We start from the raw sequence: 21,013 nt of genomic DNA, 5'->3' as shown, positions 1-21,013 counted from the left end.
CCCTCTAGCTTCGGACGAATCCAAGGAGTGGCTGCCAGTTGCCAGCGTCAGCTTCCCGTACGGCCTGCAGGTAGCTTTTCCGCACGGTGCTGTTGTGCGGTGCTGGCCCCCACGAGAAAGGCTGCTCACCGCGCGACTGCAGGAACAGGTCAGCCATCAGTCGCGAGCTGCGGCCGTTTCCGTCAGGGAACGGCCAGCAGATTGCCACCCTGCGAGCTGGCGCTCACACCGGCACTGGTCGCCTTGTAGCGTGCTTCGTTCTGCAGATCCTGCACGCTCAGGCTGCCCGTGCTGAGCGCGTTCCTGGACGGATCGGCCGTGCTGGCAATCGCCGCGCCGGTCAGCGCCGTGTGGCCGCCGACGTTGATGTCAAAGCCCCCCGCGCCTGCTTGGATGCCGGTCTGCTTTTATACGCTGACGTAGTTGCTGTCGATCTTCTGCTGGTTGTAATACCCGCTGACCTGCCCGCCGCCGGTACCGATCGCTGCGTCGATGCCACCGGATTTGTCGCTGCGTTCGTAGTCGGTGCGGTCCTGCTGGCTGGTCAGGGTCAGGTCGCGCCCCACGTTGGCGATCACCCGCTCGCCGATGGCCTGTGCACCTTCCAGCCTTGGCGTTTTTCGGCGCTCTTCAGGACCAGGTCGCGTGCAGCGGTCAGGGCCACGTTGTCACCCTAGATATGGCTGCCGGTGACGTTGATGTCGCCGCTGCGCGCCACGATCACCACGTCGCCCTCGCTGGCGATGCGGCTGCCCTGCGCGGTGGTCTGGCTGCTGTTGATCTCGCTGCTGCTCGATGAGCCGCCCGCCAATCGCCTCCTTATAGTAGGTACAAATATAGAGGATGCAGTCATTTACTACAGGTCAAGTTTCTGAAAGATCCACATAGACGGAAACAACCACGTCAACCCCTCCATTATCCTCCATCAAGTACATCCCTACTTTCCCGCCCTCGATTGATATCATGGAAGAATCAGAACGATCACATTCCACACTCAACGTCGACAATGAACTTTCTATTTGTTCGGGCGTCTTCTCCATTACAGAGAGTCCCCTGTAAAATAGTCCTGACTCTCGGTGGACCTCAACACCTACCACGTGATCATGATTATCATAATATACGTGAGCTGCGGCATCCGCAAAATCATCGGTAGTGTTTATGCTATCGGGACTCTTACGGAACTCTTCGAATTTTCCCAAGAGCCTCCTAACCTCACTACGATCCATTCCAGCTGAGACGCAGCCAACTTTGCCTGTTTGATACTCAAATATCATGGCTTAACTCCCACCTTGAATTGCGACGGATCAAGTGTCTTTGCATAATCGAGCATTTGCTTAATATTATCATCATATTTATTACCAAATTTTGAACGTATGTCATCGACATCCATTTGCACGGCGTCCATCAGCTTCCCATCCCTTAGAAGAGCCTGTTGTTCCGCCCGGTAAGCTTGCGCCTCATGTGACCCCCCGTGACTGCGAGTCCGGCGGTGATCTTGGGGCGACATTTTGATCGCCGGGCCATCATCTGAGCTGACAGGCGCTGCTTTGTAACAATTTTTTGCCGGACAGTGATGTGAGTCGAATCCGTCATTAGCTGGCTTACTCGTATCACGATGCGCGCCCCCAAGCACACCTCCGTCTACAGCTGCCTCAGCCCCATAAATTTTTCCGCCGATGCCCTTCGAGCCCTCGACAACGCCCTTGGCACCGGTGCGCACCGCCTGCACACCAACCGCTGACAACACAGCATCTACACCCAGCCCAGCCATGGTGTTGCTCGCAGGGTGTACCGCCTGCAACTGGTCGTCGGTCTTCGCACCGAAGCCCCACCGTCCCACGACCTCGCCCAGCGGATTCACCAGGTAGTCCTGTTTCTTCTGCTGGATGCCTTGGCCGGCAGGCGACGCCTCCCACGCCATGCTCCCCAAAGCCTTTACCGGCCCGCCGGCTGCAGCCATTGCCACGTAAGCCAATGCCATGGCCGTGTCTTCGCCCATCCAGTTGACGGCCTTTTCTACCCCTCTGCCTCCGCTCTCAATAACGCCGCTGATCAGCTTGCCGGCCTGCAGCATGCCCCCAGCGCTGTTACCGTCTGCTCCCTGCGAAGCCGGGTGGCCTCCGTCCGAACGTACTGAGGGGTCTGTCGCGCCAAGGCTCTCCAGCTGGCCCACATAGACAACCGCCACCAGACCCAACAACTCTGTTTGCGTGTCTATATCCAGCGAGCCAAAGCTGCGGCCGTACTCGCGCTGGGACATTGCCTCCACCGTCGCCATGCCCGCCATGTTCTGCGCGATGCTCGGCGTCGCCAGGGCTGCTGCTGGCCTTATTGCGCTCGGTCTGCTCCTGGCGTTGTTCGGCGCTCCTCAGGACCAGGTCGCGCGCAGCGGCCAGGGCCACGTTGTCACCCTGGATATGGCTGCCGGTGACGTTGATGTCGCCGCTGCGTGCTAGAGCCGGGCATGCCGGCTATCGCATTTCAAATTACTGCGGCGACGAAAGATTCAATGACTTCAACAATTGAATCATTCGATGCAACGTGGGCTTCATGCTTGACTGCTGGGCTTTACGTCATGTCCGCAAACGGCCTGCTCCACGGCATGAAATCGAATCTTCCAGGCAGTGCCCGGATCACATGAGCACAGTAAAGATCGATTGACTCTGCTGGATTATCAATAACGCGGAGGCAATCCAGGTCTCCGTTACGGATGTGATATACGATCTGATCGGTTCTCGTGGAACAGACGAAAAGCTGGTCTCCCGAAGTACCACCGTAGCCTCTGGGCCTGGTATCCAGGAAGCATCTGAGCTTATATGCGGGTGTACCATTTGGATAAGTCACCATGTCGGGCAAGACAGTGACGTACTTTTCGAGATATTTTTTCTTGACACCCCTTCCCGCGGAGTCGAGGTACTGATCAAACGGAACCCACATGAAGGACGGGTGACCCACTAAACCGCGATTGACCATGGGTCCCTCAACTGTATGAAGCGGCAAGCGCCACCCATCGCACCTCCAGAGCCATGATTTTGAAATCGCAGAAGGGAGACTCAGAAGTGATCCAAAGCTGTCGTCTCCACCCTCGTAGGTCTCTCCTTGGAAGGGAGGATATATCTGCAGAATGGATCCCGCCGACTCCATGAATAGGACGGGGAATGGATCTGTAAGCTCATCGGGCTTGAATCTCTGGGCCGTCATTGCAATGCCCAAGAGCAATGGGCCCGCCACCTCCTGCAACGCCACGTATGAATTCGGCTGCAACTGTCTCAGCGGCTCAATGAGCCACTGCTTTCCCTTATCGAGTAGACCAGCGAAATCGTATTTTCCATCGCCTATTCTTCCACCCTTGATCTGATTGCGCAGCTCCGAGGGAACTTGGCTGAATGAGGTATATATTCCACCGTCTAGCCGACCCATATAATCCGATGACTTCGTGCGATATGCATCGTCAATCACCCCAAGAATAGGATCAATCATTCGCCGTATCTCCTGTAATTATCTACCGCCAGCTGAACGTTCTTCGTGAATTCCACTTGCATCTCTTCCAGATGCGGTTTGATTCAGGACAATCCTAGAAGGCCGCCAGCTCGTCTACTGGCCTGCTCCACGGCGAGAAATCAAACTCCCCTGACTGCGCACGCAGAACATGGGCGCAGTATAGATCGATTGCCTCGGCTGGATTTACAAGGATGCAAGGACGCTCAAGATCCCCACCACGTAGATGGTAAACGACTTGATCCAGACGTGTGGAACACACAAAAAATTGGTCGCCAAAGGGCCCGCACGAATTTGCAGGCCGAGTATCCAAAAAGCATCTGAGCTTATAGCTGCGGCGCGTCCCTTTCACTACAGCCATATCCGGCAAAAATCTGACGAACCTCTCAAGATATTCGTCCTGGAACCCCTCGCCCAGCGAATCGAGATAGTTGTCGAACGGTATCCACGCGGATGATGGGTGGCCGATAAGCATTCGATTTCTAAGTGGGCCTTGGAACGGTTCACTCGGAGCACGCCATCCATCAGTTCGCCATAGCCAAGATGTAGCGAGCGACTCGGGAAGGGCCAGCAATGATCCAAAGGATGTGTCCTCCTCCTCATAGCTTTCTCCCTTGCATGTGGGATTTATCTCAATTACGTATCCACCTGCGTCCATGAACATGACAGGTACTGCACCTGGTGCACTATCTGGAACAAATCCTTCAATCCACACCACGCCAACTTTCAAGTCCCCTACAACATCATTGAAAGCGGAGTAGGAATGAGGCTGAACGTCCCTCAGTGGCTCGATCAGCCAGTTTTTTCCTTTCTCTAAAACTCCCATGTAATCCCGACATGATTCATCACTAAACCCGCTTTCAGCTAGAATCTTGAGCTGGTCAGGCATTTCGCAAATTGACGCATAAACGCCACCGGTCATGGACCGGTAGAAATCAGCTGTTGCAACACGCCCTGCAAGAATATCTTTTCTAGAATTTTCAGAGATCACAAATTCACCCACTCTTAGGTATTGCTCTTTCGATACTCTTTAACCGCACGCAGCACTTGTTCGCGGAATGAGCGCTGTAGCCTCTCTATTTGCATCTTGTATTCAGGAGAGACTGGCTGACCATTCCATGTCATCCATCCATCTGGCCCTGACTCCACTCTACATCCCTTGGAACAGTTGGCGGATGCAATCATTGGCTGTAGGTTGCGCGGGTCTTCAAGCAGCTTCTTTTGCAAGAATGATGGTAGCTCGTCAAACCCATCAATTGAATGCAAAGCCTTCTGAGGCAATATACGGTCTACGTGAACGCGCGCGCTATCAGGCAGCGCTTCAATCACGTTGGTCAGCGGATGCCTCCACGTTAGCTGACCTTTGGCATTCACCCATCCTGCGTCAATCACATACCCGTTCAGCCATACGGTGTTCTCACCGGCTTTAGCCAGTGGCCTCACCGCGCCCAGCGTCTTGGCGATACCGAATGGCAGTGCCGCCAGCACTGCATCAAAGCTGGCACCCTCGGTGTCGCCTTCCATCAACTTGCGTACGATGCCGAGCGCCATGCCGACGTCGCCGGTGAACGTCTCGATAATCGCTTTGCCGTCCGCACCGCGCTGCGCCGAGGCCAACGCAAGCAACTGATCGTAATACGCGTCCTGCATGTCACGCTTGGTCCAGCCCGCATCGCTCAACGCGTTGGTCAGGTCAGTGAAGGCCTGCTTGTCCTTGGACATCAAGTCGGCGAAGTACTTGAAGTCGTAGTACTGGTCTTCGGTAGCGGTGAATGCTTGGCCCCAGCCGAAGGTCACCGGGTTTGCATTGATGAAGCGTTGAGCCTCGAGGTCTACACCGCCGGCCTTCGCTGCAAGCTTTGCGTCAAGACTTGCGCTGGCTTCGATGATAAGACGGCTCTGCGCTTCACGAAGCTGCTCCGCTGTGCACTGCGTTGCACACCCGAAGAGTTGCTTGGCGAACTCGCCTGCGTTGGCGATCAGCCAGTTCGTTTCGTCGGGATGCAGCTGCCGGTTGAACTTGTCACCGGCAAGCGCCGTTGCGGCGCCATTCTGCCCACTGATGGCCGCCCCCACCGCGAGGCTTGCCGCCTCCATCAAGGTGTCGAAGGCAGTGGAGCCGTACGTCACGCCACTGTCGATCAGGTAGCGGGCGAGGCTGTCCCTGACTGCTTCGACACTTCCGGCGCCAATGGCACCCTTGAGTGCGTCGCTCCCCCCCAATGCGGCGGTAACCGCGCCCGCTGCTGCGTGGACGATCGCCCGATATGTCCCGCCATCGGCCCATGCCTCGACCTGGCTGCGGGACTTTTCGGCAGCGACGACATCCCCGTTGGCCAGCGCCGTCTGAAGGTCGGACGTTGCCTGGTTCAAGAATGCACTGCTGAGGTCACCGGCGCCGGTGAACCCCACCTCCCCCGCCAGCTGCCCCATCTCCAACCGATCCACCACCTTCTTCTCATCGAAGATGGCCTTCAGCCCGTCCTGCTGCAGCGCCGTCACATCCCGGCTCATGCCCTCCAGCGCCGCCGTGTTCCCATCAAGAATGCAGCACCCTCATGGGCCATGGGAAGCCCTTCTTTCAGGGCCTCTCTGCCACCCAGTGAGCCCCGCCACGCCCACACGAATCCGCGAAGAGCCTATTTTTTCAGCCCCCACCTATCCACACTTCTTCAATCCAAGTCGCCCGATTAGGCCACGTCTCACCCGAAACGCCATCGTGCGACCAATACCCAACCCCACCGTGCTTAGAGATGTAGTAGTAGTTGCCGTTATCCCCGCAAAACGGGATGTTTCCGCGGGGCAACCCAGCTTCCCAAGCGCTCCTTGCCTCAACAATGAGTTCACGCGAGCTCTTTCTTGATGCCGTCACGACCAAAGCATCTTTTCCGTTATAGATTGAATCACTCGCCTCTTTCAAAAAGAAACGAAAATCATTGGTAAATTCTACCTGCATCTCTTCTTGATAAGCGTCAAGAATCTCGTCATCAGGCATCTCCTGCTTGACTGGCAACTTCAGCCTTAACTCTTTCAATCCTTAGTGAGTATTTCATTTGAAATTGATTCTAATGAGATAAAGCGATAGCACTATATCCTTATCAAAGGAAACTCCATCGAAAACATATCGCATACTAATTTATTACTTCTAATACTCTCCAAAGCCTCATCTCGACTTATAGGCATCTCAAACGGGATGATGCCTCTTGAAACTGCTATGCCAATTATTGCGTGCTCAACAGACCTCTCCAAAGTCCAATCAGGAACGTACCCGATTACCCGATACACCTTGAAAGGCGCTTCATGAAAATCCGCCAAATCCACCAAAAAATTTGGCGCACCTTCTAGAAGGAGCGCTCTTCCAGCCCAGTCATTGAACTCATCTATCGTAATCGCTTGGGACAATAGGCATGCTATGACAAAGCCTAATCTTTCATCACTATAAATATCTTTATTCATTTTTTCACATTCCACTTCCGATTGCTTCACCACCGACATGTCCAGTCTTCTGATGAACAATTTCTGGGACCAGCTGCATTCTTCCACTTTCTTGATGATGGTGCCAAGTGTATCCTTCAATTTTTTTTGAACCACTCCTGATTTGCTCAAGCTGACGTGGAGTGAACCCAGCCACTTTTACGGCTCCGGCCTGTATCGCTCCAGCTAGCTCTTGAGTAGCTAGCCTCATTTGATTTTCATAACTTGCAGACAAGAATTTTTGGGGAGGTATTTTCACGTCAAATGCGGTTATATCGTCGAATATTGGAAATCCGCGACTGTCGAAGACGACGCCCGTTACAGGATGTGATTTACCAGCTAGTCTTGCATTCTTCGCTCCGGCTGGCGGCACTGTTGTTGAAACAATATTCGCCGAACCGTAGACCGCCTCAAGCTCTGATCGATATGCTTTTGGATTGTAGGGGCCTTGGAGAGCCGAATGATCTAGATGATTTAGAAGCCCGGAATCAGCAGATTTCAGTACGTTCCGCTCCGCCTTCGCAATTCCCTTCACAGCGTCACCCGCCAGCGGCAGAAGGCCAACGGTCGCCCAGAAGTAGTCGGAAGGTGTTTCCGCTTCGTAGTATCCCTTGCCATCTCCGATCACCGGCGTGACGTCCAGCACGAGATTGCCAAACGACTTCAGCTTGGGCACAACCTCGTTGTCCGCCAGATAGTCCCCGACGCTATAATTAAACAGGTTGGGCGCATCTTGCTTGAGCTTGGTCAGCAGCGCTGCTTTCTGCGCCGGATCGAGGCTCGCCATCGTTTCAGCAGTCTGCTTCTGCACTACCTCCGCCATCACGCCCAGATCGCTGCCTTCCCAGCACCTCACTTCACTGCATGCCACAGCATTCAAGAGTTCGCGCGGGTAACCCTCTCCCACCAGTTTCTTGATTGCATCCTGTTCTGATGCATGGAGCAGTCTGTTGTGGGACGTTCCACTGATTGCCGTGGCCAGCCCGGAACCTCCGCTTCCTGACAGCATGCCCATACCCAAGGCAATCCCTGCCCCTACCAGCTCGCTGTCGAACCTGCCGGCGGCAACCTCGTTGGCGCCTGCGCCAAGCGCTCCGGCCAGTGCATTCCCCCCGCCGAACGCGGCTTGCAGTCCGCCGGCTGCAACATGGAGCGCAGTCTTGGCTGGGCTGCCGTCTGCCCATCGCGCAAGATCCTGCTTCGCGTTGCTCGCTGCAAGCGTCGCTTGCGCCATCCCGGCCGGATCCCCCTTCGCCTGCGCTTCGTCGAACTGCGTAAGTGCGGACTGGTAGTTGTCCAAAGCCTTGTTCTGCATCGCAATCGCGATATCGCCCACAGCGGTGAACCCCACCTCCCCCGCCAACTGCCCCATCTCCAACCGATCCACCACCTTCTTTTCATCGAAGATGGCCTTCAGCCCATCCTGCTGCAGCGCCGTAGCATCCCGGCTCATGCCCTCCAGCGCCGCCGTGGTCCCATCACGCACCACCACCGTCCCGGCCGCGATGTCGCTGGCCGTTACGCTGCTGGCGTTGTCCGTCTGCCCCACCGCCAGGTTCAGTCCCGCGCCCACCGCATTGCCCAGCAGATTGCCACCCTGCGAGCTTGCGCTCACACCGGCACTGGTCGCCTTGTAGCGTGCTTCGTTCTGCAGATCCTGCACGCTCAGGCTGCCCGTGCTGAGCACGTTCCTGGACGGATCGGCCGTGCTGGCAATCGCCGCGCCGGTCAGGGCCGTGTGGCCGCCGACGTTGATGTCAAAGCCCCCCGCGCCTGCCTGGATGCCGGTCTGCTTTTCTACGCTGACGTAGTTGCTGTCGATCTTCTGCTGGTTGTAATACCCGCTGACCTGCCCGCCGCCGGTACCGATCGCTGCGTCGATGCCACCGGATTTGTCGCTGCGGTCGTAGTCGGTGCGGTCCTGCTGGCTGGTCAGGGTCAGGTCGCGACCCACGTTGGCGATCACCCGCTCGCCGATGGCCTGTGCACCTTCCAGCGTGGTGTCGCGGCCGCTGACCAGGGTCAGCGTGTTGTTGGCCTGCACCGTGGTTTCGGCGTGCGTGGTGCTGCTGCCATTGCCGCGTCCCTTGGCGGCGCTGGCGCTTACGTACACACCGAGGCCCGCTTCGGTGCCCACGGTCACGCCGATCTCGCCGCTGCTGGCCTTGTTGCGCTCGGTCTGCTCCTGGCGCTGTTCGGCGCTCTTCAGGACCAGGTCGCGGGCGGCGGCCAGGGCCACGTTGTCACCCTGGATATGGCTGCCGGTGACGTTGATGTCGCCGCTGCGCGCCACGATCGCCACGTCGCCCTCGCTGGCGATGCGGCTGCCCTGCGCGGTGGTCTGGCTGCTGTTGATCTCGCTGCTGCTCGATGAGCCGCCCACACCCACCCGCAGGCTCATGCCGGCGGTGCCAGCCACCTGCGTGTTTCCGGCCGCATCGCGCACCAACTGTGGATCCAGATTCTGCACATCGCGGATCGCATTCATGCCGCTGCCCGCCCCACCGGAGAACAGCGTCTGCGCCCCCTTCGCCGCGTACAGCGCCTTCAGGCGGTCATCGTCGGACTCCCCTGCGCGCCTGCCACTCTGGTACACCGCCGTGGCGACATCGGCCGCTCCCCCGCGCAGGCTGACGTTCAAGCCACCGCTCTTGCTGTACTGCGTCTGCCGTACGGTCTCGCTGTCTTCCACGTGGCGGATGGTCACGTTCTCGCCACTGATCAACGTACCGGCCTGCGACAGCACGTCCGATCCGGCGATATCCACGTTGTTGCCCGCCAGGATATCCACGCGGCCCGCCGACGACCCGACGATGCTGCCGGTGTGCTGCGTGCGCTCCAGGTCCATCGTATCGCCGGTGGTCTGCTTGCCCACCGTGAAGCCGATTCCCCCGTTGCCGAGCGCGCCGCGCTTGACCTGCTCACGGCTGTGCGATTCGCTGTGGGTGTTCTGCCCCGCCAGAATGTTGATGTCATTGCCGGCGGTGAGGCTGACGCCCTGGTCGCCCGCCACCAGGGCCGCTTCCAGGGTCAGGTCACGGCCGGCGGCCAGGTCCACGCGCTCGCCGGACAGCGAACTGCCGATGGCATAGGTGTCGCGGTAGGCATCGTGCGTGGTGGTCGTCGTGCTGGACAGCGTGCCGCGCTTCTTGTCGCGCTGGTCGATGCTCAGCGTGTGGGTTTCATCCACCGTGCTCAGCAGCAGATCGCGGCCTGCCGCAGCGGCGATGCCGCCGTTTTCACTGCGCACCTGGGTGGCCTGCAGCACGATGTCCCGGCCGGCCTGCAGGGCGATGTCGCTGCCTGCGTTGAGCGTGGTACCCACTACCTGCTGGTCCTGCCACTGCACGGCACCGGCGTGGTTGCGGCTGTGGTGGCCACTGTCACCCGACGCGGTGTTGATCGCCGCCAGTGCGTTGATGTCTCCTGCCGCCTGCACCACCATCGCCTTGCCTGCGTTGATCTGCGCGGCACGCAGGGTGATGTCGTTGCCGGCCTGCAGCACCACGTGGCCGGCGCCGCTGACGCTGGAGCCGATCTGGCTCAACGCGCTTTGGTTGTTGAAATTGCGGGCGTCGTGGACCAGCCCCACGCTGCGCTGTTCGGTCAGCGCGGCGATGTTGACGTCGCCCGCGGCGGCCAGCACGGTCAGTCCGTTGCTGCCCGCATTGATGACCTGTGCCCCCTTGAGGTTCACATCGCCACCGGCATCCACGCTGAGCATGCCCTGCCCGTTCGCGCCGGTGACATACAGCCCGGCCATCCGGTCCAAGGTGGTCGTGCGCTGCGATAACAGCTCACCGTTGCTTTCCCACGTGTGCAGGGTGGATGCCACGGTGATGTCACCACCGGCCTTCAGGCTCAGCGCATCGGTGGCGGTCACGGTGCTGCCGATGATGTCGATGTTCTGCGTGGCCTGCAGATCCACCTGCTGGCCACTGATCTGCGCGCCACCGATGTTGCGGATGTTGCCCGCATCGATCGATACCACTTGGCGGCCGGCAATGGCCCCGTTGTTCACCAGGTCACCGCGCAGCGTGATATCCACGTTGGCGCCTGCCAACAGGGTGCCGTTGCGGTCCAGGTCGCCCGGCATCACCCGCAGGTAGACCTGCGGCACCAGCGCGCGGGTGGTGCTGCCATCGGCCAGGGTGATGTCCTGCTCCACCAGCCACACGATGTCACTGGTCAGCTGGGCCATCTGTTCGGCGCTCAATGCCACACCCGGACGCAGGCCCCATGCAGAGGCCACCGTGGCACCGGCTTCCAGCAGGCTGCGGTACTGGTCTTCATCGCTGGCGTAGCCGTCCAGGAAGCGGCGTCCGGTCAGCTGGCCGATCTGCTCGCGCATCAGCCGCTGCTCATAGAAGCCATCGCCCAGCCGCTTCTGCAGGGTGGCTGGGTCGTAGCCGGCACGCGTCAGCAGGTAATCCGAGCTGAGCCATTCGCGATAACTGGCGAACTTCGGATCGGTCTCGACCAGATGGCTGCCGTGGTTGGCATTGACGTTGAACAGGCTCGCTACCGGCGCGGTGCCATTGGGCGGCGTCATCACCACCATGCGCGGGTCGTCGCCTGCGGCCTTCACCGCCGTGGTCTGCGCCAGGGCGCTGTTGCCGGCTGTGCCGCTGCTGCCGGCGTGTTGGCCCGCCTGCACGCCCTGTGGGCCGGTCGCGATGGCACGCCCGGCATCGGCACCGGAGACCCCGGGGGTTACACCGTTGCCGGCCCCCGGATCGAACGCCGCCACCGCATCCGGGCCCTGTGCGTTGCTGCCCTCCGCGCCGTTGCCGCCCAGCCGGCCAGGGCCCTGCAGCCCGGTGCCGATCTGGCCCTGCGCAGCGGTGGCCGACGAGGGGCCCTGCGCCGCAGCGGTGTCGGCACCTTGTCCTTGCGCCTGGCCCGGGCCGCGCACCGGACCGACACCCGGCCCCACTGCGCCGCCCCCCGGCCCTTGGGTGTTCAGGTTGGCGACGCTGTCGCCGTCCTGCACATTGGGCGCATCACGGCCAGTGTTGAGGTTGCTCAGGTCGCCCACGTCCACGGTAAGCGTGCCGCCTGCCGTGATGCCGCCGCCGATCACCCCTACCTGTTCGGAGATGTCCGGATTGCTCCAGTGACTCACATTCTCGCGGTAGGTCACGGAGGTGTTGTCGAAGGAATGCGTGCGATACAGCGTCTGGAAGACGTTCTCCACTTTGGACGTGTCGCGGTTCAGGCCCACGATGTCCAGGTTGCCGCCCGCGGCGATGCGCGCGTACTGGTTCAGCAGCGCATCTGTGGTGATGCGCATGTTGCCACCGGCGTGGATGGTGGCTTCCGCACCCGCCGAGCGCACCACGTCTTCCACGGTTGAGTGGGTGGCAAGACGATACTGCTCATTGTCCCGCGTGTTGGAAGGATGCCGCTGCATGTTGGTCAGCGTGTGGTCCGGATCGCTGTACTGCGCCCACGTGATCAGCTGCACGCAGGTGGTGGTGCAGGTGCCGTAGGCGGACGAATAGTTCAGCGTGTCCATGCCGTTGACGTAGGAGAAGGCAGGCTTGCCCGGCTCCATGTACGACACTTCCCTGAACGGATCTTCCGCACCGGCGCCGAGCTGGTCCGGATTGCTCTGGTTGTCCTGGCGGCTGGTGTAGTACAGCACCACGGTGCCGTCCTGCATCACCATGCGCGAGCGCTCGCCCTTGCCGGCGTTCAGTCCACCGCGGCCGAAGAAGTACGCACTGGTGTTGGCGGTCAGCCGGACCACCGCCCGGCGGATCTGGTAGCCATCGGGGGTGATGTAAGGCGTGTCTTCGAGGATGTCGGCCGGGTTGAGGTAATAGATCTCGTTGGCGACATAGTTGGACGTGCTGCGGATGTTGTTGGTGTCGTTCTGGCCGTTGCTGAACCAGCCCGGCTGATCCATGCGCACGGTCGCATCGGTGCTGCTCACCTGTTCCACCACCACGTTCTCGCGGATGTTGTTGACCGCCAGCGCGTTGACGTCCAGGTTGCCGGTGATCTCGATGGTCGAGCTGAGGTTGTCGACCCTCTGCGCACTGCCCACCGCGCGGGTGCCGTCGAGTGCGCCGCCGATGGCGGCATCCCCATCGCTGTAGATCAGGCTCTGGCCGCTGTTGGTGACGCTGCCCGCACCGATGTCCAGCCGTTCGCGGGCGGCGATGGTGGCGGCCTTGGTGGCGCCATCCAGCGTTTCGGCACGGTTGATCAGGGTGCCGGCCTGGATGGCCAGGTGGTCGCCGTAGATGCGTCCGCTGCCGAGGTTTTCCAGCGTCGCGGCGGTGATGTGGTTGACCGTGCCATCCAGCAGGCCGCGATTGACCAGCGCATCCGCGGCAACCAGCCGGGTAAGGCCGACGCTGGTGATTTCGCCAGTGGCCGCGTTGACGATCTGCCCGGCCTGCACGCTCACGCCGCCGCCCTGCAGCTTGCCGTGGTTGTCCAAGGTGCCCTGGATGGCCAGCGACAACGTGCCGTTGGCGGCCATTTCTCCGGTGTGTGTCAGTCCCTCGCGCAGGGTCAAGGTGGCATCGCCCTGCGACAGGACCTTGCCGTCGCCGCTCAGGTAGCGCGCATCGATAAGCTGGTTGCCGCCCGATGCCAGCGTGCCGGCGGTGTTGAGGATCGTGTCGGCGCGGATATCCGAATTGCCCGAAGTGGACACCTGGCCGTTGCGGTTGTCCAGTTGGCCGTTGACCTGCAGCACGGCGTTGTCGGCCAGTACCTGGCCCTGGCGGTTGTCCAGCGCGCCGGTGGTCAAGCGCAGGTCACCGGCCTGCAGCCCCAGCGCAGGAGCATCTGCGGCGGTGAAGGTGTTGCGGTTGTCGATGGCGCCGGCCTGCAGGTGCAGCGTGCCGCCAGCGGCGACCAGCCCGGCCGTGTTGTCCAGCGTGCCCTGAAGGGCGATGTCTGCGCTGGTGGCAGCCTTTATGGCACCACCGGCATTGTCCAGCTGCTGCGCACGCACGGTCAGATCGGCACCGCTGACCAGCGAGCCGTTGCTGCGGTTGTCGATGTCATTCGCGTTGATCTGCGCGCCCTGCTGCGCGAATACCGCACCGTTGCGGTTATCCAGCGATCCGCTGCGGATGACCAGCGCGCCGCTGCTGACGATGCCGTTGCCGTTGGAATCCACATTGATCAGCGTCTGCCCGGCCGTATCGATGTCCAGCGCGCCAGCGGACTGCAACAGACCCGCGGTGTTATCCAGTGCGCCGCTGCGCACGCTGAGCGGGCCAGCGAGGCTGGCGATGGTGCCGCCGCGGTTGTCCAGCTGCGCTGCACGCGTATCCACGGCCACCGAGGCCCCGATCAGCTTGCCAGCAGCGTTGCCCAGACCGCTGCTGGCCAGCTGCAGATCACCACTGGCCTGGATCAGCCCGGCGTCATTGTGGACCCGGCCCTGGGTGGTCAGCGCCAGCGATTGGCCCGCCGCCAGCGTGCCGCCCTGGTTGTCCAGCGACTGCGCGGTGATCTGTGCATCGCCACCGCTGGCGACGAGACCCTGCGCGGTGTTGTCGATCAGGCCATCCACGGTGACGGTGAGTGATGCGGTGCCGCCGGTGTTGAGCGTGCCGCTGCGATTGTCCAGCGTACCGGCACGCACTGTGGTATCGCCTGCCGTGAGTATCCGGCCGCCCTGATTGACCAGCGCATTGCTGGCGATGATCTGGTGGCCGCCGGTGCCTGCGCCCTGCAGGGTGCCCTGGTGGTTCAGCAGCTCGGCGGCACGGATATCCAGCGCCCCATTGCTGCCCAGCGTGCCGCCGCTGTTGTCCAAGCGGTTGCGTACGTCCAGGCTGAGGGCTTCGGTGCCGGTAGCCGACAGGGTGCCGCCTGCGGTGGTCAGATCACCCGTGCTGATGCTGATGCGTCGCGCGGAGGTCGTGCCATCGCGCAGCGTGGTGGTGTCGCCGCGCACCTCCAGCGTGCCGTTGCTGAGCAGGGTGCCGCCTTCGCCTGCCAGATGGCTGGCTGTGATCGCCAGCAGGCCGCTGCCGGCGTGCTGCACGGTACCGCCGGCATTGCCAAACGTGCTGGCGGTGATCGACAGATCGCCATTGCTGGCCAGCGTACCGCCTGCACCATTGTCCAGCGTGCCGCTGACCGTGAGGCTGCTGGCCTGTGGCCCGGTAGCGACCACGCTGCCGGCGCGGTTGTCGAAGCCGGCGGCCTGCAGGTTGATCTGCGCGGCGCTGAGCGTGGCATTGCGGTGGTCGACCGTGCCGGCGCTGAGGGTGATGGAACCTGCGCTGGCGATCTGTCCGTGCTGGCCATCGAGCGCACCGGTGGTGAGGGTCAGGCCATCGCGTCCAGCGTGGCTGATCGTACCGTGCTGGTTCACCAGACTGCCGGACGAAAGCGCCAGCGCATCGGCATTGCTGGCGAGCGTGCCTGCGGTATTGTCGAAGGCGCCCGCCACGGCGATAAGGGTATCGGCCGTGCCGGCCGAGCTGAGCACGCCCTCGCGGTTGGACAGGCTGCCCGCCTGGATGTGCTGTGCGCCATTGGCGGCGATGCGACCGTTGTCGTTGTTCAGCGCTTCACGCACCTGCAGCGACATCGCCGCGTCGCCGGTGGAGGACAGCGTGCCCCCGGCCGTACTGAGCGCGCCGGCGGTGATGCTGACCTGCTTGGCCGCCGTGCTGCCTTCGGCCAGGTCCAGGGTCTCGCCGCGCAGCTGCAGGTCACCGTTGCTGACGATGCGTCCCCCCTCGCCCATCAGCGCGGTCACCTCGATGTCCAGCGTGCCGTCGCCGGCGTGCTCGATGCTGCCGCCCTGATTGCCCAGGGTGGCGGCAGCCACGCGCAGGTCACCGCCGCTGGACAGGATGCCCTTGGCGCTGTTGTCGAGCGCGCCGTCCACGTCGACGGTCAGGGTGGAGGTGCCCGCGGTGCTGACGGTGCCGCCCCGGTTGTCCAGCGTTGCAGCCGTCACCGTGGCGTTGCCCGTGGTGAGGATGCGGCCGTCGCGGTTGTCCAGGCTGCTGCCGATGGTGAGCTGGTTACTGCCGTCCCCCGCGGCCTGCAGGGTGCCGCTGTGGTTGAGCAGATGCGCGGCACGCAGATCCAGCGTACCGTTGCCACCCAGCGTGCCACCGCTGTTATCCAAGGTGCCACGTACCTGCAGCTGCAGGACATCGGCGCCCAGCGCGGTCAGCTGGCCGCCAGCGGTGGTCAGGTCACCGGTGGCGATGCGGATACGCTGTGCGGACGTGGTGCCATTGCGCAGGTCGGTGTGGTCGCCGCGCAGGTCCAGCGTGCCGTTGCTGAGCAACGTGCCGCCCTGGCCGTCCAGCGTGTCGGCCGTGATCGCCAGCAGGCCGGTACCGGCCTGCTGCACGGTGCCGCCCGCATTGCCCAGCGTGCTGGCGGTGATCGACAGATCGCCATTGCTGGCCAACGTGCCGCCGGCGCCGTTGTCCAGGAGGCCGCTGACATCCACCGTATTGGCCTGCTGGCCCGTTGCCACGATGCGGCCACCGCGGTTGTCCACGTCCGCCGCCTGCAGCGTGAGCTGCGTGGCGTTGAGGGTGGCGTTGCGGTGGTCGATCCGCTCTGCGGTGAGCTGCAGGGCGCCGGCCGTGGCGATGGTGCCGCGCTGGCCGTCCAGTACACCGGTGCTGAGGGTCAGCCCATTGCTGCCGGCATGGCTGATGGTGCCGTCGCTGTTGATCAGGCTGCCGGACTGCAGGCCCAGTGCGGCCCCATTGCTGGCCACGGTACCCTGGGTGTTGTCGAAGGTGCCGCTTACGCCGATCTGGCTGTCTGCGCTGCCAGCCGAACTCAGCGTGCCGCCGCGGTTGGACAGCGTACCCGCGGTGATGTGCTGCGCGCCGTTGGCACCGATGCTGCCGCGGTCATTGTCCAGGGTATCGCGCACCTGCAGCGTCATGGCGTCGTCGCCGGTGGATACCAGCGTGCCGTCGGCGGTCACCAGGCTGTTGGCGGTGACGGTCACCTGCTTGGCCGTGGTCTTGCCCTTGGCCAGGTCCACGTGGTCGGCGTGCAGGTCGAGCGCCCCATTGCTGGCGAGGGTGCCGCCCGCGCCGTCCAGCGTGTCAGTGTCGATACGCAACGCGCCTTCGCCGGCGGCCACCACGGTGCCATCGACGTTGCGCAGTACACCGGCGCTGAGATGCACCGCGCCGTTGCTGGTGATCGACCCGTTCTGGTTGTCCAGCTGCTGGCGCACTGCGATGCGCGATGCATCGGCGCCCGCCGCGATCAGCGTGCCCCGCTGGTTGAGCAGCGTGGTCGCGCCGACGCTCAGTGCGCCATTGCTGGCCAGTGAGCCGGCGCGATTATCCAGCGTGCCGCGTACCTGCAGGTCGAGCACGTCGGTACCCAGTGCGGTCAGCTGTCCGCCCGCCGTGGTCAGGTCACCGGTGGCGATCTGGATACGCTGCGCCGATGTAGTGCCACCGCGCAGATCGGTAGCGTTGCCGCTGATGGCCAGCGCGCCGTTGCTGAGCAGCGTTCCGCCCTCGCCGTTCAGCGTCGCCGCCGTAATCGCCAGCGTGCCGTTGCCGGCCTGCTGCACGGTACCGCCGGCATTGCCGAACGTCGTGGCGGTGATCGACAGATCGCCATTGCTGGCCAGCGTGCCGCCATCACTGTTGTCCAGCGCACCGGCTACCTGCAGCGCATTGGCCTGCTGCCCCGTCGCCACCACGCTGCCGCCGCGGTTGTCGAACTGCACTGCGTCCAGCGTGATCTGCGTTGCGCTGATCGTGGCGTTGCGGTGGTCCACTGTGCCCGCCGAAAGCGCGACTGCGCCAGCGGTGGCGATGCTGCCGTGCTGGCCATCCAGCGTGCCGACCTGTACATGCAAGCCCTGGTCGCCCGCATGGAGGATCTTGCCGCGCGTATTGTCGAGGTGGGCTGCACTGAGCTGCAGCGCGCGTGCATTGGCGGCCACGGTGCCGTTGTTGTTGTCGAACGCAGCGCTGACCTGCACGCGCGAATCGGCGTTGCCGGCCGCGCTGAGCGTGCCACCACGGTTGGACAGCGCGCCGGCGGTGATGTGCTGTGCGCCGTTGGCGGCGACGGTCCCGCCGTCGTTGTTGAGCGTGTCGGCGATGTCCAGCTGCAGGGCGTCGTCGCCGCTGGAGGACAGCGAGCCTTCGGCCGTGGTCAGCGAATCGGCGGCGACGTGGATGCGTCGTGCGCGGGTATCGCCTTTGCGCAGGTCCAACGTGCCGCCCTGCAGATCCAGCCCGCCGTTGCTGGCGATGGTGCCGCCGGCGCCCTGCAGGTCGCCCACGATGATGGCCAACGCGCCGTCACCGGCCTGCTCGATGGCACCGTCGCGGTTGTCCAGCTGCGCTGCGCTCAGCTGCAGGTCGCCACCGGACGCAATGCGTCCACTGTTGTGGTTGTCCAGCAGGCCCTCAACATGGAGCTGAAGGCGTGCGTCGGCAGCAGTGGCAACCCGGCCGCCGGCGTTGTCCATGCTGACGGCCTGCACCTGTGTGTCACCGTTGACGGACAGCGTGCCGCCACGGTTCTCGAATGTGCCGTCGACGCGCAGCAGGGAGGGGGCGGTGCCAGCGGCGATCAGCGTGCCCTGGTTGTTGAGGAGGGAGCCTGCACGCACCTCCAGCGCGCCGTTGCTGCCGATCGTGCCGCCGCTGTTGTCCAACCGGCGCGAAGCCATCAGCGTGAGAGCGTCGGTACCCGTGGCGGTGAGCTTGCCACCGGCGGTGGTCAGATCGCGGCCGATGATGTTGATGCGCTGGGCGGAGGTGACGCCATCGCGCAGGTCGATGCTGTCGCCACGCACAGCCAACGCCCCATTGCTGAGCAGCGTGCCCTTGGCGCCGTCCAGCGTGCCGGTATTGATCAGCAGCTGGCCGCTGCCGGCCTGCTGCACGGTGCCGCCGGCATTGCCGAAGGTCGCCGCGGCGATGGACAGATCACCATTGCTGGCCAACGTACCGCCGTTGCCGTTGTCCAAGGTGTCGCGCACGCTGAGCGTGGCCCCACGTTCACCGGTGGACGCAACCGTACCGCCCCGGTTGTCGAAGGCATCGGCCTGTACGCTGATCTGCGTAGCGGTCAGTGCAGCGCCACGGTGGTCTACCGTCCCGGCATGGAGGCTGAGCGCACCGGCCGTGGAGATGGCGCCCTCGCTGCCGTCGATGGTCTCCGCACGCAGCGTCAACCCTTGCGCACCGGCGTGAGTGATCGCGCCGCCGGCATTCACCAAACTGCCGGCGGCGAGTCCGAAGGCCGTGGCGTTGCTGGCGATGCTGCCATCGCGGTTGTCCAGGTGTCCGGTGATCGACCACGCCGTGGCACGGGTATCGCCATGGGCGATCATCCCGCCCTGGTTGCGCAGCGTCTGCGCGCCGAGCGCGAAGCCCCGGCTGACGCTCAGGCGGCCACCGCTGTTGTCCACCTCACTGGCCTGCACCGTGGCGTCGCCTTGGACATTCAGCGTGCCACCGACATTGCGCAGCGCACCGCCTTGCAGATGCAGCGCGTCTACGCCGAAGCTGCCGCCGCTGTTGTCCAGGCCGCTGCGGACCTGCAGGTCCAGCGTGCCCACTGCGTCGATACGGCCACCGTCGTTGTCCAAGCGGTTGGCGATGTCCAGCATGCCCGTGGCGAGGCCCTGCGTGGGGGGCATTATCGCGCCGGGGGGCGTGCCGGTCCCGGGCGGCGTCGTGCCGCTACCCGGTGAGATGCCGGTACCCGGATCGATGCTGCCCGGCGCTCCGTTGCTGCCGCCGGCTGGTGTCGTGGCGACCGTGCCGATCACCCCGCCGGCACGGTTGTCCAAGATGTCCGCACGCACGTGGAGTGCCTGCGTACCGGCCTGCTCAATCGCACCGCCGGCGTTGCGCAGCGTATCTGCACTTACCTGGATACGACGGGCATTGAGCGTGCCGCTGCTGTTGTCGACCTCGCCGGCTGTGCTGATGCGTGCTTCACGCGCGGCGCTGATGGTGCCTTGGTTGGCAATGCCGGCGGTGGCGGTGAGTACGGTGTCCTGCTGCGATTGCAGTGCGCCGCTGTTCTCCAGCCGACCGTCCACGGTGACGACCAGCTCACCCGCCTGCGCACCGATCTGGCCGGCATTGCGCACGCCAACGCCGTGTTCGTTGCCGACCAGCCAGATGCGGTTGGCGTACATGCCGCCCAGCGCGCCCACATCCAGCGCGTACGCCGGCGCCGCGCTGTCTGCGGGTTGCGCAACCACGCTCGACGGGTCGGCACTGACGACGGCGGCACCCAGACTGGCCTGCAGGCGGTTGGCCCAGATGCCGGCATTGACGTCCAGCGAGCGGGTGATGATGTCGGTGTAGTCGGCGCGGCTGGTGTCCAGCCCGGCGCCGCTGACGCTGATGCGGCCGCCCTGCACGCGGTAACCGTCCAAGCTGCCGCCACTGATCACCGGCGTGCCTGTGGTAAGCGTGACCCGGCTGGCATTGAGGAAGCCGGCGCCGTCGATCTGGATGCCGGCCGGGTTGGCGATCACTACCTGGGCACGGTCACCGGCCACTTCCACGTAGCCGCGAAGCTGGCTGGGCGCACTGCTGTTGACCTCGTTGAGGATCACCCGTGCGGTGCCGGTAGCCAGCCACGGATTGGCCTGCACCCAGCCGCCGATCTCGGTCTGCACGTTGCCGCGTGCGTTGTTGAGAACCGCGCCTTGGCTGCCGACATCGAACTGCCGGTAGCTGTTGCGCGACACGCCGGCTGCGCTGGGGGTGGTGATGTTGACCTGCGGGGTACCGTTGGCCGTGGTGAGGACAGTAGGACGCTGATGCGCCGGCGCACCGGGGTCGGCGATGATCTGCCCGGCCTGCTGCGCCGACAGCGGCTGCACCATGCCGACCCAGCCCAACGCGACCCATAGTGCGAAGCTGATCGGCTGCAGTGTTGCCATGGCCGCACCACCGCCGGTATCGGCGCCACCGCGCGCGCCCTTGGCAAGTTCCGATGCGACCTGCATGACACCCAGGGTACGGTTGAAGACCAGACGGTAGACACGATTCATCGCGGTGTTTCCTTGATCAATACGCTG

11 protein-coding genes are annotated in these 21,013 nt (G+C 63.0%); 1 reads left to right on the top strand and 10 read right to left on the bottom strand.

The annotated features are described in order from the left end of the window. Window positions 1–407 precede the first annotated feature (407 nt). The 4 genes from ICJ04_RS00770 to ICJ04_RS18210 all read right to left on the bottom strand — a co-directional run bounded on the left by ICJ04_RS00770 (window position 408) and on the right by ICJ04_RS18210 (window position 2,260). Entirely contained in the window at window positions 408–608 is a 201-nt protein-coding gene (locus ICJ04_RS00770; RefSeq protein WP_223203097.1) for a hemagglutinin repeat-containing protein, read from the bottom strand. 65 nt (window positions 609–673) lie between these two features. Beyond that, entirely contained in the window at window positions 674–853 is a 180-nt protein-coding gene (locus ICJ04_RS00765) for a hemagglutinin repeat-containing protein (RefSeq protein ID WP_188325676.1), read from the bottom strand. Window positions 854–863: 10 nt separating this feature from the next. Next, the gene (locus ICJ04_RS00760) at window positions 864–1,274 is read right to left on the bottom strand and encodes a hypothetical protein (protein WP_188325675.1); all 411 of its coding nucleotides are present in this window, start codon (window positions 1,272–1,274) and stop codon (window positions 864–866) included. Continuing rightward, complete coding sequence (locus ICJ04_RS18210) at window positions 1,271–2,260, bottom strand: hypothetical protein (RefSeq protein WP_223202951.1); 990 nt, start codon at window positions 2,258–2,260, stop codon at window positions 1,271–1,273. Before ICJ04_RS18210 ends, ICJ04_RS00760 begins: the two co-directional genes overlap by 4 nt. Before the next feature lie 16 nt (window positions 2,261–2,276). Here ICJ04_RS18210 and ICJ04_RS18445 point away from each other — a divergent pair, with 16 nt between their 5' ends. Then, a complete protein-coding gene (locus tag ICJ04_RS18445; RefSeq protein ID WP_240008883.1) occupies window positions 2,277–2,456 on the top strand; it encodes a hypothetical protein in 180 nt (59 codons plus the stop codon). A 112-nt stretch (window positions 2,457–2,568) separates the two neighbouring features. Here the strand turns inward: ICJ04_RS18445 and ICJ04_RS00750 are convergent, their stop codons facing one another. The 6 genes from ICJ04_RS00750 to ICJ04_RS00725 all read right to left on the bottom strand — a co-directional run bounded on the left by ICJ04_RS00750 (window position 2,569) and on the right by ICJ04_RS00725 (window position 20,986). Further along, window positions 2,569–3,480 (bottom strand): hypothetical protein, encoded by a 912-nt coding sequence (locus ICJ04_RS00750; RefSeq protein ID WP_188325674.1) that lies wholly within the window; start codon window positions 3,478–3,480, stop codon window positions 2,569–2,571. Between the two features lie 94 nt (window positions 3,481–3,574). Continuing rightward, window positions 3,575–4,501 (bottom strand): hypothetical protein, encoded by a 927-nt coding sequence (locus tag ICJ04_RS00745; RefSeq protein WP_188325673.1) that lies wholly within the window; start codon window positions 4,499–4,501, stop codon window positions 3,575–3,577. 2 nt (window positions 4,502–4,503) lie between these two features. Further along, window positions 4,504–6,012, bottom strand: coding sequence for a hypothetical protein (locus ICJ04_RS00740; RefSeq protein WP_188325672.1), 1,509 nt, complete (start codon window positions 6,010–6,012; stop codon window positions 4,504–4,506). Between the two features lie 133 nt (window positions 6,013–6,145). Beyond that, window positions 6,146–6,532: an SMI1/KNR4 family protein gene (locus tag ICJ04_RS00735; RefSeq protein WP_342589183.1), complete on the bottom strand. Its 387-nt coding sequence runs from the start codon at window positions 6,530–6,532 to the stop codon at window positions 6,146–6,148. Between the two features lie 53 nt (window positions 6,533–6,585). Continuing rightward, the gene (locus tag ICJ04_RS00730) at window positions 6,586–6,993 is read right to left on the bottom strand and encodes a hypothetical protein (RefSeq protein ID WP_223202949.1); all 408 of its coding nucleotides are present in this window, start codon (window positions 6,991–6,993) and stop codon (window positions 6,586–6,588) included. After that, window positions 6,959–20,986 carry a hemagglutinin repeat-containing protein gene (locus ICJ04_RS00725; protein ID WP_188325670.1) on the bottom strand — a complete coding sequence of 4,676 codons (14,028 nt, stop codon included), beginning with the start codon at window positions 20,984–20,986 and terminating at the stop codon, window positions 6,959–6,961. The genes ICJ04_RS00730 and ICJ04_RS00725 overlap by 35 nt, the downstream gene beginning before the upstream one ends. Between the last annotated feature and the right edge of the window lie 27 nt (window positions 20,987–21,013).

It is taken from the genome of Stenotrophomonas sp. 169, from assembly GCF_014621775.1.
Taxonomy (GTDB): Bacteria; Pseudomonadota; Gammaproteobacteria; order Xanthomonadales; family Xanthomonadaceae; genus Stenotrophomonas.
This window is presented reverse-complemented; position numbering and strand designations above follow the sequence as displayed.